The 22,885-nt window shown below is 35.1% G+C and carries 28 protein-coding genes and 1 tRNA gene; 14 read left to right on the forward strand and 15 right to left on the reverse strand.

What is annotated here, in order from left to right; translation table 11 throughout:
- Positions 1 to 5: 5 nt before the first annotated feature.
- The 14 genes from M0M44_RS11965 to M0M44_RS23800 all read left to right on the forward strand — a co-directional run bounded on the left by M0M44_RS11965 (position 6) and on the right by M0M44_RS23800 (position 9,586).
- On the forward strand, positions 6 to 695 hold the full coding sequence (locus tag M0M44_RS11965; RefSeq protein ID WP_248729970.1) for a conjugal transfer protein TraI: 690 nt from the start codon (positions 6 to 8) through the stop codon (positions 693 to 695).
- 15 nt (positions 696 to 710) lie between these two features.
- Positions 711 to 1,328 carry a hypothetical protein gene (locus M0M44_RS11970; RefSeq protein WP_248729971.1) on the forward strand — a complete coding sequence of 206 codons (618 nt, stop codon included), beginning with the start codon at positions 711 to 713 and terminating at the stop codon, positions 1,326 to 1,328.
- A 12-nt stretch (positions 1,329 to 1,340) separates the two neighbouring features.
- Positions 1,341 to 1,976 (forward strand): TerB family tellurite resistance protein, encoded by a 636-nt coding sequence (locus M0M44_RS11975; RefSeq protein ID WP_248725850.1) that lies wholly within the window; start codon positions 1,341 to 1,343, stop codon positions 1,974 to 1,976.
- Positions 1,977 to 1,986: 10 nt separating this feature from the next.
- Positions 1,987 to 3,180 (forward strand): conjugative transposon protein TraJ, encoded by a 1,194-nt coding sequence (gene traJ / locus M0M44_RS11980; protein WP_476729704.1) that lies wholly within the window; start codon positions 1,987 to 1,989, stop codon positions 3,178 to 3,180.
- A gap of 12 nt (positions 3,181 to 3,192) precedes the next feature.
- Positions 3,193 to 3,816 carry a conjugative transposon protein TraK gene (gene traK / locus M0M44_RS11985; protein ID WP_248725851.1) on the forward strand — a complete coding sequence of 208 codons (624 nt, stop codon included), beginning with the start codon at positions 3,193 to 3,195 and terminating at the stop codon, positions 3,814 to 3,816.
- Positions 3,817 to 3,896: 80 nt separating this feature from the next.
- A complete protein-coding gene (locus M0M44_RS11990) occupies positions 3,897 to 4,217 on the forward strand; it encodes a hypothetical protein (protein WP_248725852.1) in 321 nt (106 codons plus the stop codon).
- Positions 4,218 to 4,270: 53 nt separating this feature from the next.
- Positions 4,271 to 5,560 carry a conjugative transposon protein TraM gene (gene traM, locus M0M44_RS11995; protein ID WP_248725853.1) on the forward strand — a complete coding sequence of 430 codons (1,290 nt, stop codon included), beginning with the start codon at positions 4,271 to 4,273 and terminating at the stop codon, positions 5,558 to 5,560.
- Between the two features lie 16 nt (positions 5,561 to 5,576).
- A complete protein-coding gene (gene traN / locus M0M44_RS12000) occupies positions 5,577 to 6,407 on the forward strand; it encodes a conjugative transposon protein TraN (RefSeq protein WP_248725854.1) in 831 nt (276 codons plus the stop codon).
- Between the two features lie 28 nt (positions 6,408 to 6,435).
- The gene (locus M0M44_RS12005; protein ID WP_248725855.1) at positions 6,436 to 7,236 is read left to right on the forward strand and encodes a hypothetical protein; all 801 of its coding nucleotides are present in this window, start codon (positions 6,436 to 6,438) and stop codon (positions 7,234 to 7,236) included.
- A 27-nt stretch (positions 7,237 to 7,263) separates the two neighbouring features.
- Positions 7,264 to 8,295, forward strand: coding sequence for a hypothetical protein (locus M0M44_RS12010; protein WP_248725856.1), 1,032 nt, complete (start codon positions 7,264 to 7,266; stop codon positions 8,293 to 8,295).
- 10 nt (positions 8,296 to 8,305) lie between these two features.
- Positions 8,306 to 8,593: a hypothetical protein gene (locus M0M44_RS12015; RefSeq protein ID WP_248725857.1), complete on the forward strand. Its 288-nt coding sequence runs from the start codon at positions 8,306 to 8,308 to the stop codon at positions 8,591 to 8,593.
- Between the two features lie 18 nt (positions 8,594 to 8,611).
- Positions 8,612 to 9,049 (forward strand): hypothetical protein, encoded by a 438-nt coding sequence (locus M0M44_RS12020; RefSeq protein ID WP_248725858.1) that lies wholly within the window; start codon positions 8,612 to 8,614, stop codon positions 9,047 to 9,049.
- A 43-nt stretch (positions 9,050 to 9,092) separates the two neighbouring features.
- Positions 9,093 to 9,383: a helix-turn-helix domain-containing protein gene (locus M0M44_RS12025; protein WP_248725859.1), complete on the forward strand. Its 291-nt coding sequence runs from the start codon at positions 9,093 to 9,095 to the stop codon at positions 9,381 to 9,383.
- 71 nt (positions 9,384 to 9,454) lie between these two features.
- Positions 9,455 to 9,586 (forward strand): hypothetical protein, encoded by a 132-nt coding sequence (locus M0M44_RS23800; protein ID WP_256469664.1) that lies wholly within the window; start codon positions 9,455 to 9,457, stop codon positions 9,584 to 9,586.
- A gap of 47 nt (positions 9,587 to 9,633) precedes the next feature.
- Here M0M44_RS23800 and M0M44_RS12030 read toward each other — a convergent pair whose 3' ends face one another.
- From M0M44_RS12030 to M0M44_RS12100, 15 genes are all read right to left on the reverse strand, one after another.
- On the reverse strand, positions 9,634 to 10,866 hold the full coding sequence (locus M0M44_RS12030) for a site-specific integrase (RefSeq protein ID WP_248725860.1): 1,233 nt from the start codon (positions 10,864 to 10,866) through the stop codon (positions 9,634 to 9,636).
- A gap of 265 nt (positions 10,867 to 11,131) precedes the next feature.
- Positions 11,132 to 11,216: transfer RNA gene (locus M0M44_RS12035), tRNA-Ser, on the reverse strand.
- A gap of 151 nt (positions 11,217 to 11,367) precedes the next feature.
- Positions 11,368 to 11,766: an acyl-CoA thioesterase gene (locus tag M0M44_RS12040; RefSeq protein WP_125721663.1), complete on the reverse strand. Its 399-nt coding sequence runs from the start codon at positions 11,764 to 11,766 to the stop codon at positions 11,368 to 11,370.
- Between the two features lies 1 nt (position 11,767).
- Complete coding sequence (ribB, locus tag M0M44_RS12045; protein ID WP_248725861.1) at positions 11,768 to 12,901, reverse strand: 3,4-dihydroxy-2-butanone-4-phosphate synthase; 1,134 nt, start codon at positions 12,899 to 12,901, stop codon at positions 11,768 to 11,770.
- A gap of 2 nt (positions 12,902 to 12,903) precedes the next feature.
- Positions 12,904 to 14,358: an LptF/LptG family permease gene (locus M0M44_RS12050; RefSeq protein ID WP_248725862.1), complete on the reverse strand. Its 1,455-nt coding sequence runs from the start codon at positions 14,356 to 14,358 to the stop codon at positions 12,904 to 12,906.
- Between the two features lie 8 nt (positions 14,359 to 14,366).
- Positions 14,367 to 14,993: an outer membrane lipoprotein periplasmic chaperone LolA1 gene (gene lolA1, locus M0M44_RS12055; protein ID WP_465254288.1), complete on the reverse strand. Its 627-nt coding sequence runs from the start codon at positions 14,991 to 14,993 to the stop codon at positions 14,367 to 14,369.
- A gap of 73 nt (positions 14,994 to 15,066) precedes the next feature.
- Positions 15,067 to 17,520 carry a DNA translocase FtsK gene (locus tag M0M44_RS12060; protein ID WP_248725864.1) on the reverse strand — a complete coding sequence of 818 codons (2,454 nt, stop codon included), beginning with the start codon at positions 17,518 to 17,520 and terminating at the stop codon, positions 15,067 to 15,069.
- 18 nt (positions 17,521 to 17,538) lie between these two features.
- Positions 17,539 to 17,913: a diacylglycerol kinase family protein gene (locus M0M44_RS12065; protein ID WP_095931756.1), complete on the reverse strand. Its 375-nt coding sequence runs from the start codon at positions 17,911 to 17,913 to the stop codon at positions 17,539 to 17,541.
- A 13-nt stretch (positions 17,914 to 17,926) separates the two neighbouring features.
- Entirely contained in the window at positions 17,927 to 18,424 is a 498-nt protein-coding gene (gene tpx / locus M0M44_RS12070) for a thiol peroxidase (RefSeq protein ID WP_095931755.1), read from the reverse strand.
- A 345-nt stretch (positions 18,425 to 18,769) separates the two neighbouring features.
- Positions 18,770 to 19,027, reverse strand: coding sequence for a DUF6952 family protein (locus tag M0M44_RS12075; RefSeq protein ID WP_008462029.1), 258 nt, complete (start codon positions 19,025 to 19,027; stop codon positions 18,770 to 18,772).
- Positions 19,028 to 19,148: 121 nt separating this feature from the next.
- A complete protein-coding gene (locus M0M44_RS12080; RefSeq protein ID WP_007805605.1) occupies positions 19,149 to 19,457 on the reverse strand; it encodes a thioredoxin family protein in 309 nt (102 codons plus the stop codon).
- Positions 19,458 to 19,680: 223 nt separating this feature from the next.
- A complete protein-coding gene (locus M0M44_RS12085; RefSeq protein ID WP_012024184.1) occupies positions 19,681 to 20,319 on the reverse strand; it encodes a peroxiredoxin in 639 nt (212 codons plus the stop codon).
- Between the two features lie 123 nt (positions 20,320 to 20,442).
- Entirely contained in the window at positions 20,443 to 22,056 is a 1,614-nt protein-coding gene (locus M0M44_RS12090; protein WP_248725865.1) for a glycoside hydrolase family 3 protein, read from the reverse strand.
- Between the two features lie 2 nt (positions 22,057 to 22,058).
- Complete coding sequence (locus M0M44_RS12095) at positions 22,059 to 22,505, reverse strand: GNAT family N-acetyltransferase (protein WP_248725866.1); 447 nt, start codon at positions 22,503 to 22,505, stop codon at positions 22,059 to 22,061.
- Positions 22,506 to 22,528: 23 nt separating this feature from the next.
- Positions 22,529 to 22,870, reverse strand: a complete 342-nt coding sequence (locus M0M44_RS12100; protein ID WP_248725867.1) for a tetratricopeptide repeat protein — start codon at positions 22,868 to 22,870, stop codon at positions 22,529 to 22,531.
- Positions 22,871 to 22,885: the final 15 nt, after the last annotated feature.

Consider the following 22,885-nt stretch of genomic DNA (forward strand, 5'->3'; position numbering starts at 1 on the left):
GTCAAATGAAAACGAAAATTAGAATAGCTGCATGTCTTATGTGTTTTCTGTTAATCAGCACGCCTGCAAGACCAGCAGAAAAGACAGCAGCCCTCCCGATTCTGGAGATAGTGAAAGCGGTAACAAAGAAAGTAATCAAAGCTATCGATCTTGGGATCCAAAGGCTGCAGAACAAAACCATCTGGCTTCAGAACGCACAGAAGCAGATTGAAAACACACTTTCCAAACTGAAGCTGGATGAGATTTCAGATTGGACAAAAAAACAACGGGATATTTATAAAGACTATTATGAAGAGCTGCAGAAAGTTAAGTCTATTATTATCTACTACCAGAGAATTAAGGAAATTTCTTCCAAGCAGACCCGTCTGATTGAAGAATACGAGAGGGCATGGAACCTTTTTAAAAAGGATCAGAGTTTCAAAGTCTCCGAACTGGAATATATGGAAAAGGTATATGACGGAATACTGGAAGAGAGCATTAAAAACATCGACCAGATATTTCTAATCATAGATTCATTTAGCACTCAGATGAGTGATCTGAAAAGACTGGAAATCATAAATAAAGCGGCGGATCAGATTGACACCAATTACAACGATCTCAGGCTTTTCAACCAGCAGAATGTGCTGATGAGTCTTCAGAGGGCAAAAACAGATGCCGATGCAAAAAAAGTGAAACAATTTTACGGAATTCCGTAAACGGTATTGAAAAAGATGAAAAAGACAATATTACTATGCATAATAACAGCAATGCTTACCAGCGGACTTCAGGCGCAGCAGGCTAAACAGAAGCGAATGCTTCTTCTTCAGATTGCGGCGCTGCGCACTTATGTGGATTATGCCGCAAAAGGATATAAGGCAGTTAAAAACGGACTGAATTTTATTTCAGATGCTAAGAAAGGCGAATTGAACCTCCACAGTGATTATTTTACATCATTGCTGGCAGTTAATCCAAAGGTTAAGAATTATAAGAGAGTTGCCGAAATAATCTCGCTTCAGGTTCAGATTTTAAAGATTTATAAAAGGACTTTTAAGAACCTCCAGAAGGATAATCTTTTTCACGGCAGTGAACTGGATTATATCCGGAGGACATTCAAACGACTGCTTGAAAGCTGTGATGAAAGTATTGATACACTGCTTCTTGTTACGACAAGCACCAAACTTGAAATGAAGGACGACGAAAGAATCGAGCGTATTGATAAACTTTATGAGGCAGCAAGTGAAGACTACGCTTTCTGCGAGAAATTCAGCGGAGAAATCAAGGTGCTTGCATTATCGAAAGCTAAAGAAAAAAATGACAGCAGGCAGTCTGGGGAATTGTATGGGTTATAAAACAAACTGACGATGAAAAAGATGTTATTATTTATTGCAATGTCACTTTTAATGTGTGTTCCTTTTTCAGCAAAGGCACAGTCTGCTGAAATCCAGCAGCTGATTTTAAATATCGAAAAACTCTCGCAGTTTAAAAAGATATTGAGTGATATGAAGAAAGGCTATGATATGCTTAGCGGCGGATATAAAGCCGTAAAGGATATGTCTGAAGGAAATTTTTCACTGCATAAGACTTTTCTTGATGCTTTGATGCAGATAAGCCCCATTGTGAAAAATTACAAAAGGGTGGGAGATATAGTGGAATATCAGTTTACGCTGATCAGGGAAAGCCGTAAAGGAATTGACAGGATTCTTAAAAATGAACAATTCAGTCCGAAGGAAATACAATATTTTGAAAAAGTGTATTCGAATCTAAGCAGGGAAAGTCTTAGGAATATAGATGAATTGACATCTGTAATCACAGCGGACAAACTCAGAATGACTGATGACGAAAGACTTGAAGCGATTGACAGGATATATGACGACATGCAGCAGAAGATACTGTTTCTGCACGATTTTAATGGATCATCATCAATATTGGCTCTGCAGCGTTCTAAGGAATCTAATGATGCTAAAGCAGTCCGCAGCAGTTATAATTTTAAAGATTAAACAGCATATCATGATAAAGATTTTAAATAAAACTTTTCTGTTTTTCCTGTTTCCCGCAGCAGTTTCTGCTCAGGGACTTGGAGATGATATTGGTAGCCTGCATGCTGTTCTTGAACAGCTGTATGATGAGATGATGCCGCTCTGCAGCAATCTTATGGGAGTGGGGCAGGGCATAGCGGGATTTGCAGCCGTCTTCTATATTGCCTCAAGGGTCTGGCGCCATATTGCCAATGCTGAGGCAATTGATTTTTACCCGCTTTTCAGACCGTTTGTGATCGGTTTCTGCATTATGATTTTTCCTTCTGTGCTGGCACTCATAAACGGAGTCATGAAACCAACCGTCACGGCTACCGCTTCTATGGTTGCGGGATCCAACAAAGCAATTGAAGTGCTTCTCCGGGAAAAAGAAAAAGCAGTTAAAGAAAGTGCTCCATGGAAAATGTATGTCGGCGTTCTTGGAACAGGCGATCGTGAAAGATGGTATAAATACACCCATGATGGTGCAGATTCTTCTGATGAGGGAATGATCGAAGGAATAGGAAATGATGTAAAGTTTGCTATGGAGAAAGCTTCTTACAGTTTCAGGAATTCGGTCAAAGAATGGGTAAGCCAGGTGCTGCAAATTATCTTCGAGGCTTCTTCATTATGTATTGATACCCTGCGAACTTTTCAGCTGGTGGTGCTTTCCATCTTAGGGCCTCTGGTATTTGGGATCGCAGTATTTGACGGATTCCAGCATACTCTTACGGTCTGGCTTGCCAGGTATATCAATATCTACCTGTGGCTCCCTGTTGCCAATATTTTTGGAGGGATTATAGGAAAAATTCAGGAGCAGATGCTGCGGCTGGATATCTCTCAGATCAATACATCTGGCGATACGTTTTTCAGCAGGACCGATATCGGATACTTGATTTTTATGATTATAGGCATTGTCGGATATTTTACCGTGCCCTCTGTTGCCAACTATATAGTGCATGCATCGGGAGGAAGCGCACTGGGACAGAAAGTAACCAGTTTATTTGGCGGTTCGACTTCATCTGTAATCGGAGGTGCTGCTGCGGGAGCAGGAATGGTAATGGATGCGATGGGAAATGCGGCAGGAAAAATGAGCCAGAGCATGACTTCTTCTTCAATGTCTTCGCCCTATTTTGAAGATAAAGGAAGTTACATGAGCGAAAGGCTCAAAGGAAATTCAAAAAATTAAAAGCACGCGGTTATGTTTAGCAAGATGAAAAATATAGATACAGCTTTCCGCCACGTCAGGAGTTTTACAATGCTGGTAATAGCAGGCAGTGCGGTTATTACGTGTTATGCACTTTATAAAAGTTTCAGCTCTGTCACATCCATGCAGGATAAGGTTTATATCCTTGCCAACGGAAAAGTACTGGAAGCTTACTCGTCAGACCGCAAAGATAATGTGCCGGTTGAGGCAAGGGATCATGTTAGGACTTTTCACCAGTATTTCTTCAGCCTTGATCCTGATGATAAAGTAATTAAAGCCAATGTAACAAAAGCACTTTATCTGGCCGATAATTCAGTGAAGCGCATCTACGATGATTTAAAAGAAAACGGGTATTATTCGGGAATTATATCAGGAAATATAAGCCAGACAGTTTTTATAGACAGCGTTACGATTGATATTAATGAATATCCATACCGCTTTAAATGCTTTGCCCGGCAGAATATCATAAGAACCACAAGCATAATGAATAGAAACCTGATTACACAGGGAACGCTGCGGAATGTTTCAAGGAGCGATAATAATCCCCACGGTTTTCTAATAGAACGCTTTAATACTCTTGAGAACAAAGATCTTGGCGCTTCAAACAGAAAGCCATGAGAAGCTTATTCAGGAAACATAAAGACATCGATCAGCATTCGCGGATTTATCTCATGATCAGATTCTGGTGGGTGGTTAAAATGGATAGAATAACTAAAAACCTTTCCAAATCACAGCTTTGGTTGTCTCTTGTAGTTTTCATGATGACCGGAACAGTTCTTTGTTTCTATAAAATAATCAGCGGTGTTTTGCTGGACAGTCCTGAATCAATCAGTATTGAGGGAATATCAGTTGTAAAACCTTTTTATTCTGATAAAAATGAAACGCTGCATTTCTTGAATATATCTCTTAAAAAAAGTGAAAAGCAATCTGATCTCGGCAGATACATAGACAGCGTAATAAATGTTTCTTGTACAATCGATTTAGATAAAAAATATAATTCCAACGGCGCGGGCTTTTAAAATGCTCTAAAAGTCTACGGAATTCAATACAGGTAACTATAATAATTGAAATTATGGAAAATAAAACACTTTCGGCAAAAGACAGAAAGGACCGTAAAATGATGCTGGTTCTTCCATTGCTTATACTGCCATTTATAACAATGCTTTTCTGGGTTTTTGGAGGCGGTAAAGGAAAAGAAACCGTGTTTTCAGCAGAAAAGAAATCAGGTTTTAACATGCTGCTTCCAAACCCAAAGCTAAAGGAAGACTCTGCATTAGATAAAATGAGCTACTATGATCAGGCATCAGCTGATTCCATAAAATTGGAGGAACAGAAGAAAAAGGATCCTAATTTTTCGATAAGTAAGGCAGATGAAACTAATCTTGAATCTGACGGCTCTTTTGATACGGATGCAGCCTCAATAAGAAGCCAGAAAGGCGGGCTAAACACAGGTTTTTTAAAGCCGGAAAATGAGCAGAAGATGTACCAGAAACTTCAGGCTCTCCAAAAGGCAATTGCAGAGCCTGCTAAAGTGAATGACTATGATCAGGACATGAGAGAGTTTCAATATCAAAAAACACCTTACGGTGAATCAGCAGAAATGAGAAACTTGGAACAGCTGATGGCGGCAATGAGTGCACCGACTGAACCTGATCCAGAACTGGCGCAGCTGGGAGGGATGCTGGAAAATATCTTGGATATACAGCACCCGGAACGGGTTCAGGAAAAGTTGAGGCAGAATTCAAAGATTCACAAAGGAAAAATATTTTCAGTGAGAAGGAAAGATGATGCTCAGGTCGCAAGTTCTCTTCAGAATACATCAAATTCAGCAGTAAAACAAGGGACGAATTCTTTTTATTCCCTGGATGAAGAAATGGGCAATGAAGAAATTCAGAATGCGGTTGAGGCAGTGATTCATCAAACGCAGACCATCGTAAACGGTTCAATTGTTAAAATAAGGCTTTTAAATGATGTTTTTATCAACGGCGTACTCATTCCAAGAAACAGTTTCGTATTTGGAACTGCATCTCTGAAAGGAGAAAGACTGGAAATAAAGATAAACACCATAAAATACCTAAACGCCATTTTTCCTGTAGAGCTTTCAGTTTTTGATATAGACGGTATAAAAGGCATCTATATTCCAGGTACAATTAACAGGGATGTTGCAAAAGCCTCAGCAGATAGATCGATGCAGAGTATCGGACTTACGGGAGTAAGTGATTCATGGGGAGCACAGGCTGCCGGAATGGGAGTGGAAGCAGCAAAAACGCTTTTAAGTAAAAAAGTCAAACTTATTAAAGTGGCAGTAAAAGCTGGCTATAAAGTGCTGCTTTATGATGAGAAGGATAAGAATGAGAAATAATTTTAAACTAATCAATATGAGAAACTTAAAAATATCAATTATTATATGCATTTTCTTGACAGTTATTTCGGGATATGCACAATATAATTCAAAAGCTGAATATAATAATATACAGCTCAGCTATTCAAAAACTACCAGCATCTTATTTCCGTATGCTGTCAAAAGTCTAGATATCGGCAGCCGTGATGTGCTGGTGCAGAAAGCTAAAGGAGTTGAAAATATACTGCTGCTGAAAGCAGGAAAACAGAATTTTCTGCAGACCAACCTTACTGTAGTCACATCAGACGGAAAGCTTTACAGCTTCATATTAAATTTTGATGATTTGTGTCCGACTTTACATATTGATGCCGGACTGCGAAATGCGGATGACAGACAGCTTTTGTTCTCACTGGAGAATGAAAACCAGAAGGAAATAAAGGATTATGCGATGCTCGCATTATCTAAGAAAAATAAGGTAAGCGGACTTAATTCAAGAAGATCAGAAATTGAGATAAGAGTTGAGGGCATTTATATTCATCAGGATATAATGTTTTTCAGGGTCTCTCTAGGAAATGATTCTAAAATTAATTATGATGTTGACCAGCTTCGTTTTTTTACCCGTGACCAGAGAAAATCGAAACGTACCGCATCACAGGAAATAGAGGTTATACCGTTTTTCAGTACTGGTGATTTCAGCCGGATTTATGATAAATCTGAAATTACAGCTGTATTTGCCCTGCCTAAATTTACAATATCCGATAAGAAAAAGTTTACCATGCAGGTCTTTGAGAAAAATGGAGGCAGGCATCTGGAGTTGGATATAAAAAATAGGGACCTGGTAAATCTTGAAATACTGGGGAACTTATAATCAGTACTAATTTTAAATGTAAAAGATCATGAACCAGAAAAATTTAGATTACCTTAAAGATCAGTTGAAATATACTGGATTTGGGGAAACTTTTGAAGCAGAGCTGAAGGCAAATATGCTGAAAGGAGAAAAAGATTTTAAAATTGTTCACACAGGTATTATGAACAATGGTGTTGCTAATAAGGACCGCCTGACTGTTGAACTGAATTTCAAGAAGTCGGAACAGAACGATATGTATTTTTTTAATTCCTACCATGTTAACCTGCAAAAAGAGGAAAACAAACCGGGATTGGAACAAACCTTTTACATCAACAAAGAGGGGAGCATTACAATGAAAGAAGCCTATAATTTAATGGAAGGACGATCTGTCAATAAAAATCTTCAAAGTAAGGACGGCGAAGCATATAATGCTTGGATTTCTTTGAATTTCAAGGAAACCGATAGCAGCGGCAACTTTAAGCTGAATCAGTATCACCAGAATTACGGCTATGATCTGGAAGCTTCGCTGGAGAAGCATTCGATAAAAGAACTGCTTACTCCGCAGTATAAAGAAGATCTAATTAATTCCCTAAAAAAAGGAAATCTGCAGTCCGTAACTTTTGTTGTAGGTGGAGAAGAACGAAAACAGTTTGTGGAAGCAAATCCGCAGTTTAAAACGGTAAAGGTTTATGATTCTTCATTGCAGAGAATCAATGATAGAGAAAGTAAAAATGAGAAACAATCTCAATCAAAAGAAAAGAGTGCGGCTCAGAATAAAAATGATGATGAGCCGGCACATAAAGAATCGAATTCTGCATCACGTTCCAGGAAAGCAGGCAGATCAGTTTAGTTTCAGTAATCCACTTAAAAATTAAATATGTCGTCTGAGAACAATAGAATACAGAATGAAGTAAAAGAGTGGATGTCCAAGGAAGATAAACTTAAATCCATATTTGGTAAAAGTCCGGGCATCGAGCGCTCTTTTGGCATAGAAAAGCTGAAATTCTTTAGAATGCTTCTCTTTAAGTATGGTAAAACAAAATCCTTGGACGAACTTATAACTGTACAGTTCCTGAAGCATGAATGTAAAAGTTTAAGACATAAATTATATCCTAACGTGTTCAAACGTCTTTTTAATGATGCAGTTAATACCATTGTATTTGAAAGAATTCATAAACCCGCATACTTAAAAGATTTGGATGCTAATCAAAAAGAATTGGAAGTGCAGCTTAAAAACACTGGTTTCGCTCAAGTATGGGATAAAGTTCTGCATCAAATGAAAGAGGAGCAGCTGAATTTTTATATACCGGTTTCTTATCATATATCTGAAAAGGAAAGGCTTGATCATTCACTTCATTTTGCAAAGGATGTACAAGGAGCATACCGGTTTGAAGGTTTTACATCAACTCTGCATACAGATTCTATTCCGTCTGGAAGAAGTACTCATCATTTTAAAAATGAGACGTCCGAATATTTTAATGTAGATGAAGCTTATAATATGCTCGCCGGAAGATCAGTGCTTAAAAATGGTACATGGAAGCAGTTTAATTTTTATGACAAGGACTTAAGTGAAAATTACAGGATGCATGAGTTTCCTGAGGATTATGGGTATAGAGTTGAAAATGTTTTAGCTCTTCTTCCTCTTAAGAATACAGATGGAGAGGCATTTTACAATCTTTGCAGTTCCTTGAAAGAAGGCAGAAGACAAGAGACGGTGCTGTTAATTGAAGGAAGAGAAGTAAAAACTTTTATTGAGACTAATCCCCGTTTTAAAACATTAAACTTTTATAATGACAGAATGCAGAAGATAAGTTTAAAGGAGTTGGAAAGAGGATGTAAAATTCAGCAGGTAAAGAAGCCTGAGATGTACATCGAAACATCTTCAAGAAAAATGACTCCCAAATTTTGATATAAAACCTATGGATAATCTTCAAATCTTAACCAGATTTTTTAAGGCGATTGAAGATGATTTTAGAATTGGAACTACCCATATAGCTATTTTTGCAGCTTTACTGCAGTTTCGTGCTTCTAAAGATTACATTAATCCAATATTAGCGTACAGCATAGAAATTCAAAACATTGCCAAAGTGGTATCGCCTAAAACTTACCATAGATGTATGCATGATCTGGATAATTACGGCTATCTGGTTTATGTTCCGACGAAGAATAAAAACAAAAGAAGCAGCATCTATTTTCATTTGGAATAAGCTTTAAACCTCTAAATCATGAAAAAAACGAAAATTTTGGATTGCTTAGACAAACTTTTAAAGCATGAATCCAGATTAATTATACTAGAAAGAATTTTTAAGGGAAGTTTAAAAGATGATAGCTATAGTAAAATATCCGCTTCAGCTTCTAATCCATGCAGATGCAAAAGTTCATTTAGTAAAATAGAATTTGCAAATCTTTTTTACATTCTCATGGACGAAGAAATATTATTCTTTCAAAAATGTGATAAAAAGAATAACAGGATTGAATTTCAAAAGTTTTTAGAAAACAATTTCACTTATTCCGGAAAGAATGACAAGCAGTGTGAAATCAAAAATATCAGTAAAGAATTTGCTGAGAGTAAAGGGTATACTTATAGAGAAAAGCAGATTGAGTTTTTAAATTTATTGATTTTTAGATTTCAAGAAAGAAAATCAAGAATTGAAAATTGGTAGTCTGAACAAAATTTTGTGTTTAATAACTTAAAAAATTTAATTAATGAAAAAGGATGTCAAAAAAAAGAAACTCTCATTTCTTATCAAAGTTAAAAAGATGATTGATCCTGTCGTTGTAAAGCTTGAGACAATTGATTCTAAAATAAATTCAAGAGGGAATGACAGCAGACCTGCTTATTACAGGAATGAAGATTTAAAAAAAATATTTGGACTCTCGCCAAATACGATAATAAAATACAGGCAGACAGGAATTCTGCCTTATTCAAAACTTGGTGAAATATTCTTGTACGACTCAAATCAGATTGAAAAAATACTTCAGGAAAATAAAAGTTGAAAATTAAAATGTAAGTATATCTCATAAAAAAAAGATGTACTTTTGAAAGTAACTAATTAAAAACTAATATTATGGGGCTTAAGACCGGGCCAAAAAGAATAGCCAAATCAACAGGAAAACCTGATAGGAGACAGCGTGATAATAAAGATACACCAGGAAACACTCCTTACTTGAAACCGCCAGTAACGAAAACTGGAAAATAAATTTAAAAAGCAGAGGATTTCAAAATTTGAAATCCTCTGCTTTTTTTTTAGGAAACCTTTTCTTCATATTTAGATTTAACCATATTCATATCCTCCATTATATTCACATCTAGAACTTTTGCATAGTGCTGGGTTTGTTTGATATTTGTGTGGCCCATCATCGCTGAAACATTTTCAAGTCTGACTCCGTTGCCAAGAGTTACTGTAGTTGCAAAAGTATGTCTTGAAACATACCATGTGAGGTACTTGGTTATTCCGCAGAGATCCGCAATTTCCTTTAAATAAGCATTCATTTTCTGATTTGAAATACTTGGCAGCAATCCTGGCTGCTTCCCTTTGTACTTCTGAATGATTTTTTCGACGGGTGGCAGAACGGGAACATTTTCTTTAATTGATGTTTTCGTTCTATTTGATATAATCCACTGGTTACCATTATTGTCTTTTGAAATGTTTTTTTGTGAAAGCTTTAAAGCGTCAGTTGGAGCATATCCGGTATAACAGCTGAACAGAAAAATATCTTTGACCCTGTCGAGTCTTTCAATAAAGAAGACTTTTTTCTCGAGGGCATCAAGTTCGCACTGTGTTAGAAATATTGCATCTTTAACGCTGAGCTTTCCATCATAAACATTAAATGGATTTTTTTGGATTAGATCCATTCTGATAGCATAATTAAAGGCTGTTTTATACATCTTAATATATTTTACCACTGAATTGTTTTTTATTCCAACATGGCCCTTAAAACTGCTTTCGTATTTAAGGAATTCCTCAAGATTGTATATAAATGAACTTGAAATTTCATCAGCAGGAATATCTTCTATGCCGTATTTTTTTACCATAAAGTTCGAAATTAGCTCAGTGCTTCGTTTGTATTTCTGCAGTGAAGCTGATGCTCTTTCGCCGGCATCCACTTTTTTTCTGAAAAATTTATTATGGCGCTCCATAATTTGAAGCAGTGTGGTTTTCTTTGTCTGTAACTTTGATTTTCCTGAAAGTTCTGCTTTAAGTATTTCTAATGGAACATCTGGATCGACATTAAAAAGGATATTGAATTTCTTTTCGACAGTTAGGCGGTAAATATCGAGATAGTTTTTAAGAACCTTTTCCTTTTCTGTCCTCAGAAGAATTCTTAATTTGTTTGTGTAGTCCCATCTCTCCTTAGAAATGGTCTTTCCGGTACTTAAGGAAATTCTTTTCTGGTTGAATGTAATACGTGCAAATATTGAAAACTCTCCATTCTTATCTGCCTTTTCTGATTTCAGGTAAAAAATTACTTTTAACATGCTTTCTAGTTTTTAAATTAATACTCAAATTGATTTAAAAATTTCGAAACACACCTTTGTTTTCGGGGAATACCGAGAGAATTCCCTTTGATTTAGTACACTTTTTTTATGGTCAAAACCCCCCAAAATAAAAGTGTACTAATAAGTGTACCACGCTTTGCAATAACATGTGATTTTTGACGATTGCCAAAAAATGAAAAACCCTTTAAATACTTGTATTTAAAGGGTTTTAACTTTTAAAGTTTCTTTTTGAAACTCCATTCAGCGGAGAAAGAGGGATTCGAACCCCCGGACCTGTTACAGTCAACAGTTTTCAAGACTGCCGCATTCGACCGCTCTGCCATTTCTCCAGTATATCGCGATCATTGTCTGATTGCGGGTGCAAATATAAGACGGTTTTTCGGTTATAAAAATTTTTTTCAGACTTTTTTTTGAAGTTTTTTGAGATAATTTTCAAGTGTCTAATTATCAGTATTTCCAAAAATGAGATTTGTTGAAAAATTAATCTAAATCGTCTAAAATTGGCGTTGGTTTTTTGTTTTCATCAACAGCAACAAACGAAAAAGTTCCCGAAACTACCGTTTCGCGAAGCTCAGAATACATTTGTTCCATAAAAATATCAACATGGATTTTACAGCTGGTTCTTCCAACGCTGTCTACTTTTGCAACTAATTCGATTAAAGTACCAGCCGGAATTGCTTTTTTAAAGTCAATTTGCCCAGTAGAAATCGTAACTACTTTTTTACGGCTGAATCGAGTAGCACAGATAAAAGCAACTTCATCCATTAAATGAAGAGCAGTTCCTCCAAATAAAGTGTCGTAATGATTCGTTGTACTAGGGAAAACGGCTTTGAAAATACGAGTTTCTGATTTTTGAATTCTTTCTTCTACTGTTCCCATATTAATAATTAACGTATTCTGTAATTTCAAGCCCGTATCCAATCATACCCACTCGTTTTGTTTGTTCTGTATTCGAAACTAATCTTATTTTAGAAATATCTATATCATGAAGAATTTGAGCTCCGATTCCGTAATCTTTACTGTCAATAATCACTTTAGGAGCTTTTAAAGTTCCGTTAGATTGTAATGTTTTAAGTTCAGAAATTCTGTTTAAAAGGTTTACGGCAGTCATATCTTGATTGATGAAGATAACGGCACCCTTACCATTTTCATTAATCACTTTAAACATATCGTCTAATTGCTGTTCTGCATTATTTGTTAATGTGCCTAATAAATCGTTATTTACCTGAGAAGAGTGAATTCTTGTCAAAATAGGCTCACCAGAATTCCAAGTTCCTTTAGTTAAAGCAATATGAATTTGTTTGTTTGTGGTTTGTTCGTAAGCTCTTAAACGGAAAGTTCCAAAACGAGTTTCAATATCGAAATCTTCTTTTTTAACAATCAAACTATCGTGCTGCATTCTATATGCAACTAAATCTTCGATAGAAACTAATTTTAGATCAAATTTTTTCGCCACTTTAATCAATTCAGGCAAACGAGACATTGTTCCGTCTTCGTTCAAAATTTCGCAGATTACACCAGCAGGTTTAAATCCTGCAAGACGTGCAAAATCGATTGCCGCTTCGGTATGTCCAGTTCTTCTTAAAACGCCGCCTTGTTTAGCGATTAAAGGAAAAATATGACCAGGACGAGCTAAATCGTGTGGTTTTGTATTTGGATCAACTAAAGATTGAACTGTTTTTGATCTATCTGCTGCAGAAATTCCAGTTGTAACTCCTTGGCCTTTTAAATCAACAGAAACAGTAAAAGCAGTTTCCATGTGATCTGTATTGTTGGTGACCATTGCACGAAGGTCTAACTCTTTGCATCTGCTTTCTGTAAGTGGTGTACAGATCAATCCGCGTCCGTGAGTAGCCATAAAGTTGATCATTTCTGGAGTTACTTTTTCAGCAGCGGCCAAAAAATCACCTTCATTTTCTCGATCCTCATCATCGACTACAATGATTACTTTACCTTGACGAATATCTTCTATAGCTTCTTCAATGGTATTCAGTTGTATTTTTGTTGTTGACATAATTATTTTTGCTTTTGAGCAGGTAAAAACCGCTCAGAGATTTTCTGAAATAGTTGTGAAATAGGAGTTGTAATCGCATCAAAATTAATTAACCCGTTATCGTTTGTTGCGCGATAGGTCAATAATATGGCAAGAGGCGATAAAATAAAAGAGGACATCCATGATCCTAAGAATGGAGTCATACCGCCTTCCTGAGATACTCTTTTTCCGAAAGTATTAATAAAATGGAAAGTAATAAAGATTAAAACTGCAAATACAATAGGAAGTCCAAGTCCGCCTTTTCTAATAATAGCACCAAGTGGAGCTCCAATAAAAAACATTAAGAAACAGGCAAAGGCAATTACAAATTTCTCGTACAATGCAGTTAAATGCTTGTTGATTTCTCGCTGTTTGTCTTTTAAATCTCGTTGAGTAGTTTCGATTGAGTAGATGCTGCTCGTAACATTGCTTCCGGCCATTTTTAAAACATCTACTTTTTCTTTGTTTGAATAAATAGATAAAAGATCGTTTGGAAGTGGTTTCTTCTTGATGTTTTTTTGCGAATCTGTGAAAAACTTTTTAAAGCCAACACGTTGATTAATATTTTCAGAAAAAGAAACAATTTCGTTATCTAAATTTTTACTCAAGGAATCTAGAGTATAGCGTAATTCATTAACATTCAACATTGCATTTGTTCCTGCAATGCTTTCTTTGCTGTCATCAACTTTATTAAGTTCAGATAAATCGATGTTGATGATCTGTGTTTTAAATTTACCTTTTATAAAAGGCATTTTTGCACGATCTTCATATTTTTTTGGAGTAACGTCTTGGTAGTAGTAGCCATCATTTAAAACTAGTTTTAAAATACTAGATTTTTCATTACTGACTAATTCACCAGTTTTAGCTTTAATTACGGTCTTGTTTTCACCCATATTATTTGCTTTCTCGTGAATAGTTACACCAGTTAGATGATTACCGTTTTCGCCAGATTTTTTGTTTACTTTAATGTTGTAAGTGCCGACATCATTAAACTGACCTTCGGCAATAGCCATCGCTGGTTTGGCTTGTGCGATGTTTTTTCTAAAGTTGACAAATTTATATTCGGCATACGGAATGACGTTGTTTGCAAACCAAAATGCGACAATACTTAATACGAAAATAAAAATAATCAGTACTCTCATTGCTCTTTGCAGTGAGATTCCTGAAGATTTCATGGCAGCGAACTCATAATTTTCGGCAAGATTTCCGAAAGTCATAATAGAGGCTAATAAAACCGATAATGGTAAAACAAGCGGTATAATTCGTGGCATAGAAAAAAGCAGGAATTTCACGACCAATGTTAAGTCGAGATCTTTACCTGCTAGTTCTGAAATAAATAGCCATACTGTTTGAAGTATGAATATGAAAAATAAGATTACAAATACCGTAGTAAATGTAAATAAGAATGTTTTTAATAAGTATTTGTCTAGTATTTTCAACCTTCTGATTAATCTAATTTATTGATGTAGTATTTCGGGTATTTACTCGCTACAAAGGTAAATTGATTTTTTGATAATGGCTGATTGGTTTTAAAAGAATTAACGGTTAAAGTTGTTTTTGTTCCGTTTTTTCCAGTTTCAATCAAATTGTAGATGTGTTTTGTCTGAACGTCAATACCTAACAAAATTTCTTTTCTTTGGTCTTTTCCGCTTGTAGGAACTAGTTTGATATATTGAATTTTTCTTCCTTTTACATTTTGAACAATGTCCATGTTGTATTTGTAGCCAGAATTAAAGAAAGTAAGCATTTTTGAAGGAGTGATTGCATTATCATCTTTCTCGTTTACTTTAGAAATAGTAACCTCTTCGTCTTCAGGAACAATTGTGTATGTTTTCTGACCGTCAAAAATTTTGGTAACGCCCATAAAATTCAAAACATATTGATTTCCTTTCATCGTTACGTTTCCTTTACTGTCTTGATTGATATTTTCTTTGGCATTATTCAAAGAATATTTAAAATCGATAACAATATTGTCGTAGCTTTTTATTTTAGAAGTTACTTCGTTCAATAAATCTTTCGCTTTTTTATCTTGAGCCTGAATAGAAGTGAAGCTCAAAAGCAAAATAACTGCCATTTGAAAACACTTTTTGGTCATGGTTGTGATAGAATTGTTGTTGATTTCTTGAATTTTTGCTTTCATGATTGGATTAATTTTGTTCATTATTAAAAAATTGATCAAGAGCATTTAAATCTAAGATGTTTACACTGCGTGCTTTACTGCCTTCGAACGGACCAACAATTCCTGCTGCCTCAAGTTGATCGATCAAACGACCAGCTCTGTTGTATCCTAATTTTAATTTTCGTTGCAATAAAGAAGCAGAACCTTGCTGTGCATTGACAATAATCTCTGCCGCTTCTCTAAATAAAGTATCTCTTTCGGAAATATCTATATCAAGATTAATGCCACTTTCTTCGCCAACGAACTCTGGAAGCAAATAAGCTGTGGCGTATGCTTTTTGTCCGCCGATAAAATCGGTAATTTTTTCGACTTCTGGTGTGTCAATGAAAGCACATTGTACACGAATCACATCGTTTCCATTTGTATATAATAAATCCCCTCGTCCAATTAACTGGTCAGCTCCTTGCGTATCTAAAATTGTTCTAGAGTCAATTTTAGAAGTTACTCTAAATGCGATTCTGGCAGGGAAATTGGCTTTAATCAAACCTGTAATCACGTTTACCGATGGTCTTTGTGTTGCAATAATCAAGTGGATACCAATGGCACGGGCTAATTGAGCCAAACGAGCAATTGGAACTTCAACTTCTTTTCCTGCCGTCATAATCAAATCGGCGAACTCATCGACAACCAAAACGATGTAGGGTAAGAATCGGTGGCCGGCTTCTGGATTTAATTTTCTAGACTTGAATTTGTCGTTGTATTCTTTAATATTACGAACCATCGCATCTTTTAGTAAAGAATAACGATTGTCCATTTCGGTACAAAGTGAGTTTAAAGTGTTGACAACTTTTGCGTTATCGGTAATAATAGCATCTTCAGTGTCAGGAAGTTTAGCTAAATAATGTCTTTCAATTTTGTTAAAAAGCGTAAGCTCTACTTTTTTCGGATCGACCAAAACAAATTTTACTTCAGCTGGATGTTTTTTGTATAACAAAGAAGTTAAAACCGCATTTAATCCAACCGATTTTCCTTGTCCTGTTGCTCCAGCCATCAATAAGTGAGGCATTTTAGCAAGATCGACAACAAAAGTTTCGTTTGAGATGGTTTTTCCTAAAGCAATTGGTAGTTCCATTTCGGCCTCTTGGAACTTTGCAGCTCCAATAACGCTTTTCATAGAAACCATAGTAGGGTTTTTGTTCGGAACCTCAATACCGATAGTACCTTTTCCTGGAATTGGCGCAATAATACGAATTCCGAGAGCTGATAATGACAATGCAATATCATCTTCTAAGCTCTTAATTTTAGAAATTCTAATTCCTGCCTCCGGTACAATTTCGTATAAGGTAACCGACGGTCCAACGGTTGCTTTGATTTGTGCAATTTCAATTTTGTAGTTACGAAGTGTATCTACAATCCTGTTTTTATTTTCTTCTAATTCTTCCTGATTAATCGTAATTCCACCAGTCGAATATTCTTTTAATAAATCAATTGTTGGGAATTTGTAATTCGATAAATCCAAAGTTGGATCAAATAATCCAAAATCGGCAACTAAGCGAGAAGCTAAGTTTTCTTCGATAATATCTTCTTCTTCTGCTTTTTCAATTACAAAGGCTTCATCAGGAGAAACTAATGGTAGTTCTTGTTTTGGGGTAATTGGCTTTAAAACTGGATTTAGCTCAATTTCTGAAGAATGAGAAATAGTTGGCTTTAAAGCTTCTTTGTTAAGTTCGAATTGCGTGTCAACTGTTTTGATGTGAATATCATCTATTTCAGGGTCACTTTCAACTTCTTCTTTAATCGCAAATTCTTCCAGATTATAAGCGCTTTCAGGTTCATTTACAGCTGGTTTTAAAGTGTTTAATTCTGATTTGAATTCTTTTTTAGTAGAATCAAAATACGATTGAATTTTTTCTGGAGATAATTTGATTTTGAAAATCAGATAGATAATTAAACCAAAAAGCAGTGTAAGGAGTGTGCCCGTTTTTCCAATATAATCTTGAAGGAATAAATTTAATTCGTAACCAATTGTTCCTCCTAATTCTGGTGCAGAAGTAGCGAAGAAACCAAATAGTACAGAAACAACGATAATAGCAAAAATATCCCAGAACCAGGTATTTTTTAGTTTTTGGGTAGAAAGCTCCAGTGCTAAAAACATTCCAGTCAGGAAAAACAAACGTACAAAAATGAAAGAAGCAAGTCCAAAACCTCTATAGATAATTAAATCGGCAAGATAAGCTCCAAATTTTCCGAGCCAGTTTTCAGCAACTTCGGTACGGTCACCGAGCTGATTTACGACACTTTGATCATTCTGCCATTGTCCGTTTACATAAAAAGAAATAAATGCGACCAATAGTGCAATAGAAAAAAGAACCAAAAGACACCCTAAAACAAATCTTTGTTGTTTAGACATCTTAAATGATCTTTTAACTCCTTCCTGTTTTTCGTTTTTTTTATCTACAGTTTCTTTTTTATTTTTTGCCATTCTTGCGTTTTCCTTTGCCTAAATAAATTTTGGGATATAAATAATCAAGCCTATTGCAATTGCAGTCATTGCGGCAAAAAATACCGCTCCAGCAGCAATATCTTTAATAAAACCGATTCGTTTGCTGTAATCAGGATGGATAAAATCGGCAATTTTTTCAACTGCCGTATTTAATCCTTCGATGCTTAAAACCAAACCGATGGCCAGTGTCTGGCACAGCCATTCGGTTTGAGAAATATGAAAATAGAATCCAGCAATCGTCATGATAATTCCCAGAGAGAATTGTACCATAATGCTGTGTTCTGTCTTAATCAATTTTACAGCTCCGTTAAAAGCATAAGTCATGCTTTTTAACCTACCTGTAACAAATGTATTATCTTTTTGAAACTCCATTTAAAGGAAAATATTATAGTGCTGCTAAAGCTGCTTCGTAATTTGGTTCGTTTGCAATTTCTGCAACCTGTTCTGTGTGAACGATTTTTCCATCGGCATCAACAACAATGATTGCTCTTGAGTGTAAACCTGCTAAAGGTCCATCAACGATTTCTAATCCATTTGCTTTTCCAAAAGCACCAGTTTGAAAATCTGATAAGTTTACTACATTTTCTAAACCTTCAGCACCACAAAAACGTTTTTGAGCGAAAGGTAAATCTCTAGAAATACATAAAACTGTTGTGTTTTCTAATCCGCTTGCGCTTTGGTTGAATTTTCTAACAGATGCAGCACAAGTTCCTGTATCAACACTTGGGAAGATATTTAAAACTAATTTTTTACCAGCAAAAGTGCTTAATGTAGCAACTGATAAATCGTTTTGAACTAATTTGAAGTCAGCTAATTGCGATCCAACTGCTGGCAATTCGCCTGATGTATGAACTGGATTTCCTCCTAATGTGATAGATGCCATGATTTTTGTTTAAAATTAATGAGGCTCAAAAGTAAGGATTAATATTTGAATCTAAAAGTATTTGTTAACGGTTTAAGGAGAGATTAAGGAGGTCAATTTTTATCTTGCTTTTTACGTAGATTGAACGCGGATGATACGGATTTGCTTACGCAAAAAAAACACGGATCTAAACGGATTTATTTCTTTTTACTATTAAGCATGAAACAACAAAATCCGTTTAAATCCGTGACTTCACGAAGTGAATGCGTGTCATTAGCGTGCCATTTTACACAAAAAAAAAGCGTCTCCAGATAGAAACGCTTTCTCAGCTTTGTTTTTTTATTTGTCCTTTGGGAGGAAGCCGATTTACTTGTCGATTGAGCCTAAAACACGTTTCATGAAAGTATTTAAAGCTTCTTTTTTATCTGTTCCTTGAGCAACCAATTTTTGCACTTCAAGGGCGCCGTACATATTCGAAATCAATTCGCCAATTACGTCTAATTCTTCGTCTTTAAGAGAAGGAATTTCGGTCATCGCTTCTAGAACTTCAATCGTTTCAATAATGTAATCCTGATCGTTTTCTTCGATGAATTGCGTTAAATGTTTAATTACTGGTAATTTCATAATTTCATAATTTTAGACTTCTTAGATTTTTAGACATTCTTAGACTTCTTAGACTTTTTTAAAGTTTTTAGACCACTTTCTAAGAAGTCTAAAAATCTAAGCCAGTCTAACTAATCTAAATTTAAGCAATTGCGTTTACAAGATCGATTAAAACTTCTTGTTTATTAGTCTGCGTTTCGCCAACTAATTGTCCGTTTACGAAAGTTGCGAATGTTGGCAAGTTGCTCACATTAGCTAATTTTCTAGACTCAGGAGAGTTTTCTGCATCAACCAAAACAAAAGTGATAGCTTCATTTTCTGTTGCTAATTTTTTGAATTTTGGTTTCATAATACGGCAATTTCCGCACCATGAAGCTGAATATTGTACCACTACTTTTTCGTTTTTAGCAACTAAATCTGCTAACGTATCTTCGTTTAAGTCGATTAACATAGTTTTTTATTTTAAGACACTAAGTTGCTAAGGTTCTAAGATGCTAAGTTTGCTCTCGAACCGAATAACTTTGTGTGGATTTATTTGATTTTTTTTAAGTCGTTGAGATTCTAAGATCTAAGTTTAATCTTAGAATCTCTTGACTTTTATTGTAGAATTGTATTTAAGATTCAAAAGTTAAGTTAAAAAACTTAGCATCTTAGAACCTTAGTATCTTAGCAGCTTAATTAGCGCTTAAGTATTCAGCTGTACTGATTCTGTCTGCAGACATTGCTTCTTTACCAGCTTCCCAGTTTGCAGGACAAACTTCACCTTTAGTTTGGATGTGAGTGTAAGCATCAACCATTCTTAAGTATTCGTTTACGTTACGTCCTAATGGCATATCGTTTACGCTTTCGTGGAAGATTTTTCCAGTTTCGTCAATAAGGTAAGTAGCTCTGTAAGTTACGTTTGAACCTTCGATGATAACTGAGTCAGTATCTTCGCTATAGCTTGTAGATTCGATATCAAGAATACCTAAAATGTTAGCTAAGTTACGGTTTGTATCAGCTAAGATTGGGTAAGTAACACCTTCGATTCCACCATTGTTTTTTGGAGTATTTAACCAAGCAAAGTGAACCTCGTTTGTGTCGCAAGAAGCACCAATTACGATAGTATTTCTTTTTTCGAATTCTGGTAATGCAGCTTGAAAGGCGTGTAATTCAGTTGGACATACAAAAGTAAAATCTTTTGGGTACCAAAATAAAAGTACTTTTTTATTGTTGTTTACTGCTTCTTCAAAAATGTTGATTTTTAAATTGTCACCCATTTCTGAGATAGCATCTACTGCAATACTTGGGAATTTTTTTCCTACTAAAGACATAATATTCGTTTTACGTTAAAAATTTATTTGGTGCAAAAGTAGGGCATAAGTACAGGTTCTTACAATAAGATGTGATTATAAAAACTTATAAGTTAATAAATTTTGACTATTTAAGTCTTTAAGTTATTGAATGTCAATATTTACTGGTAAAACACCTTTGAAACTATTTTTTTCTAAAAATTGAATTCCTGCTATTTTTTGAAATTCTTCAAAATCTTGATACGCCTGAATTAATCCCAAAGCCTTTTTTAGATTCGGAATAAGTGGTAAAACGTAGGGATTTCCAAAAACGTAAACAATGCATTTTTTGGTTTGTAGCAAATTTGAAAGCAGTTCTAAAACTTCATCATTTACTTCGAAATTATTTAATGGTTTTGCTTTTGGGACAAATAATGAAATAATGATCGTTTCGAATTTTTCTAATTCACTTTTGATAGAATTGATATCTGAAGTTTCTAAACTTTCAAAAGCAAATTCTGGTGAAGGTAATTTTGCATTTAAAGTTTTGAAGAATGTATTTTCGGTATTTTTATATAAACTCAGTTTGGCTAATTTGTTGTTTTTCTGCGCTTCAAGTGCTAAATCTGAAATGCTATTATCAATGATTTTTGTAATTGCATTTTGAGCGATTTCAAGATTTAATTGAGATGTTTTTTCGAAGTTTAATTCGCCTGAAATTGCAGTATTTCCAGAAAGAATTCCTGCTTTTTCTTTGGCCTTCATGATTCTATTATAACTTTCAAAAATACGATCTGGCGAGGCATTTTTAAAGATCGCTTCAATTCCTTCGGGAACATTTTCTGCGAAACATAAAACATCATTTCCAGCATTGAAGGCTTCCCATTCTAATTGTCCTTTTGTTTCATACAATTTCGAAACGCTGTGCATATTTAAAGCATCAGAAATTACCAAACCATCGTAACCTAATTTATCACGTAATAAATCCTGAATAACCGCTTTTGATAATGTTGCAGAAGTATCTTTTCCATCATTTAGACTCGGAACAGCCAAATGTCCAATCATAATCGAATCAACATTGTTTTCGATTCCTTTAATGAAAGGATATAATTCGTTTTCTAATAATTCTTCCAAAGTTTCTTTTAAAACAGGTAATCCTAAATGCGAATCGACATTGGTGTTTCCATGTCCAGGAAAATGCTTCAGGCAGCCTAAAACGCCAACTTCCGACATTCCTTTTAAATATTCAATTGAAAAATCGGCTACTTTTTCTTTGTTTTCGCCAAAAGAGCGATAGCCAATTACAGGATTGTTAGGGTTATTATTGATGTCTGCCAAAGGCGATAAATTATACTGAATTCCAGCTGCTTTTAAATCTAAACCAATTTGTTTTCCTACTTCGTAAACTAAACTTGATTTGTTTTCTGGTAAAGCGCCAAGTGTAATAGCATACGGATATTGCGGTGTTTTTTCGATTCGCATTGCTAAACCCCATTCGGCATCAATACTGATTAAGAGTGGAGTAGAAGAGGCTTTTTGATAACGAACGATCAACGCTTTGATTTTTTCATAGCTATCATCGTTGAAAACAACTTTTTTCTTGCTTTCGTAGTTGGTTGCGGCGCTCGCACGACTATGAAAAAAAGTCAATCCTCCAATGTTGTGTTCTTTGATTAAACGTTCAGTTTCTTGAATATTTTCTTCGGTATCGTTGATGAATACTGCTGGAAAGAAAAATTGTCCTATTCTTTGTCGTAATGCTTCGGCTGTGATTTTCATTATTATAAAGTCTTTTTCATGCAAACACTATTATCCATTTCCTCGTAAGGTGGATAATTTGGAATTATGGTATAATTTAATTTTTGATATAAGTTGATAGCTTCGGGCTGATTTTTTCCAGTTTCAAGAATCGTGTAGGCGTAACCAACTTCTTTTGCCCAAATTTCTAGTTCTTTTAAAACGGCAGATGCAATACCTTTTTTTCTGTGATCAGGGTGAACGTACATTCGTTTGATTTCTGTTGTTCCTGGTTCTTTTTCGCGAAAAGCGCCACAGCCAACAGGAACTCCTTTTTCGTAATAAACAATTGTATGTTTTATTTTATCAGTTTTATTAAACTGATTGTAAAATGCATGATCTTCGTCATCCCTAATCGCTAAATCCTGATCTAATAAAGCGACCAGATTTATAAAATCGATATCGTCTGAATTGGTTCGTTTTATGCTCATGATTTTAAAAGATTAAAAAGTTTTTATTTCAACTTTGCTTTCTTTTGTTTAGCCAATTGTTTTTTGGTTTCAAGAGCTTTTTCCAATCTGTTTTTAAAACGGAAAAGCTTTGGCAATCCTTCTAATCGGTCTTCAATGGTGATTATTTCGTAAACCGCAATTGCTTTTTCTAAAACGCGGATTTCATTGTCCAGATCGTTTTCGTTTTTGTAGATCGTTGCTAATCGATCGTAAGGATGATTTCCTTTAAAGCCTTCTGCAACATTTTCTTCATACAACTCAATCGCTTTTTCTAGATTTCCATTTTTCTCGAACTCAGTTCCTTTCAGATTGCGTTCGTTCTGCAAATTTTCATTGATTTCCATAGGTAAAGTTTGATT

Source organism: Flavobacterium humidisoli, assembly GCF_023272795.1.
Classification (GTDB): Bacteria; Bacteroidota; Bacteroidia; order Flavobacteriales; family Flavobacteriaceae; genus Flavobacterium; species Flavobacterium humidisoli.

What these genes read in the sequence shown, in the direction of transcription:
- M0M44_RS11970 (WP_248729971.1), top strand. Translation starts at nt 711, where the DNA reads ATGAAAAAGACAATATTACTATGCATAATAACAGCAATGCTTACCAGC.
- traK (WP_248725851.1), top strand. Translation starts at nt 3,193, where the DNA reads ATGTTTAGCAAGATGAAAAATATAGATACAGCTTTCCGCCACGTCAGG.
- M0M44_RS12075 (WP_008462029.1), bottom strand. Translation starts at nt 19,027, where the DNA reads ATGAAATTACCAGTAATTAAACATTTAACGCAATTCATCGAAGAAAAC.
- M0M44_RS12085 (WP_012024184.1), bottom strand. Translation starts at nt 20,319, where the DNA reads ATGTCTTTAGTAGGAAAAAAATTCCCAAGTATTGCAGTAGATGCTATC.
- M0M44_RS12080 (WP_007805605.1), bottom strand. Translation starts at nt 19,457, where the DNA reads ATGTTAATCGACTTAAACGAAGATACGTTAGCAGATTTAGTTGCTAAA.
- M0M44_RS12090 (WP_248725865.1), bottom strand. Translation starts at nt 22,056, where the DNA reads ATGAAAATCACAGCCGAAGCATTACGACAAAGAATAGGACAATTTTTC.
- M0M44_RS23800 (WP_256469664.1), top strand. Translation starts at nt 9,455, where the DNA reads ATGGGGCTTAAGACCGGGCCAAAAAGAATAGCCAAATCAACAGGAAAA.
- M0M44_RS11975 (WP_248725850.1), top strand. Translation starts at nt 1,341, where the DNA reads ATGAAAAAGATGTTATTATTTATTGCAATGTCACTTTTAATGTGTGTT.
- M0M44_RS12060 (WP_248725864.1), bottom strand. Translation starts at nt 17,520, where the DNA reads ATGGCAAAAAATAAAAAAGAAACTGTAGATAAAAAAAACGAAAAACAG.
- M0M44_RS12005 (WP_248725855.1), top strand. Translation starts at nt 6,436, where the DNA reads ATGAACCAGAAAAATTTAGATTACCTTAAAGATCAGTTGAAATATACT.
- M0M44_RS12010 (WP_248725856.1), top strand. Translation starts at nt 7,264, where the DNA reads ATGTCGTCTGAGAACAATAGAATACAGAATGAAGTAAAAGAGTGGATG.
- M0M44_RS11990 (WP_248725852.1), top strand. Translation starts at nt 3,897, where the DNA reads ATGGATAGAATAACTAAAAACCTTTCCAAATCACAGCTTTGGTTGTCT.
- traJ (WP_476729704.1), top strand. Translation starts at nt 1,987, where the DNA reads ATGATAAAGATTTTAAATAAAACTTTTCTGTTTTTCCTGTTTCCCGCA.
- traN (WP_248725854.1), top strand. Translation starts at nt 5,577, where the DNA reads ATGAGAAACTTAAAAATATCAATTATTATATGCATTTTCTTGACAGTT.
- ribB (WP_248725861.1), bottom strand. Translation starts at nt 12,901, where the DNA reads ATGTCAACAACAAAAATACAACTGAATACCATTGAAGAAGCTATAGAA.
- M0M44_RS12025 (WP_248725859.1), top strand. Translation starts at nt 9,093, where the DNA reads ATGAAAAAGGATGTCAAAAAAAAGAAACTCTCATTTCTTATCAAAGTT.
- M0M44_RS11965 (WP_248729970.1), top strand. Translation starts at nt 6, where the DNA reads ATGAAAACGAAAATTAGAATAGCTGCATGTCTTATGTGTTTTCTGTTA.
- traM (WP_248725853.1), top strand. Translation starts at nt 4,271, where the DNA reads ATGGAAAATAAAACACTTTCGGCAAAAGACAGAAAGGACCGTAAAATG.
- M0M44_RS12040 (WP_125721663.1), bottom strand. Translation starts at nt 11,766, where the DNA reads ATGGGAACAGTAGAAGAAAGAATTCAAAAATCAGAAACTCGTATTTTC.
- tpx (WP_095931755.1), bottom strand. Translation starts at nt 18,424, where the DNA reads ATGGCATCTATCACATTAGGAGGAAATCCAGTTCATACATCAGGCGAA.
- M0M44_RS12095 (WP_248725866.1), bottom strand. Translation starts at nt 22,505, where the DNA reads ATGAGCATAAAACGAACCAATTCAGACGATATCGATTTTATAAATCTG.
- M0M44_RS12100 (WP_248725867.1), bottom strand. Translation starts at nt 22,870, where the DNA reads ATGGAAATCAATGAAAATTTGCAGAACGAACGCAATCTGAAAGGAACT.
- M0M44_RS12020 (WP_248725858.1), top strand. Translation starts at nt 8,612, where the DNA reads ATGAAAAAAACGAAAATTTTGGATTGCTTAGACAAACTTTTAAAGCAT.
- M0M44_RS12030 (WP_248725860.1), bottom strand. Translation starts at nt 10,866, where the DNA reads ATGTTAAAAGTAATTTTTTACCTGAAATCAGAAAAGGCAGATAAGAAT.
- M0M44_RS12065 (WP_095931756.1), bottom strand. Translation starts at nt 17,913, where the DNA reads ATGGAGTTTCAAAAAGATAATACATTTGTTACAGGTAGGTTAAAAAGC.
- M0M44_RS12015 (WP_248725857.1), top strand. Translation starts at nt 8,306, where the DNA reads ATGGATAATCTTCAAATCTTAACCAGATTTTTTAAGGCGATTGAAGAT.
- lolA1 (WP_465254288.1), bottom strand. Translation starts at nt 14,993, where the DNA reads ATGGCAGTTATTTTGCTTTTGAGCTTCACTTCTATTCAGGCTCAAGAT.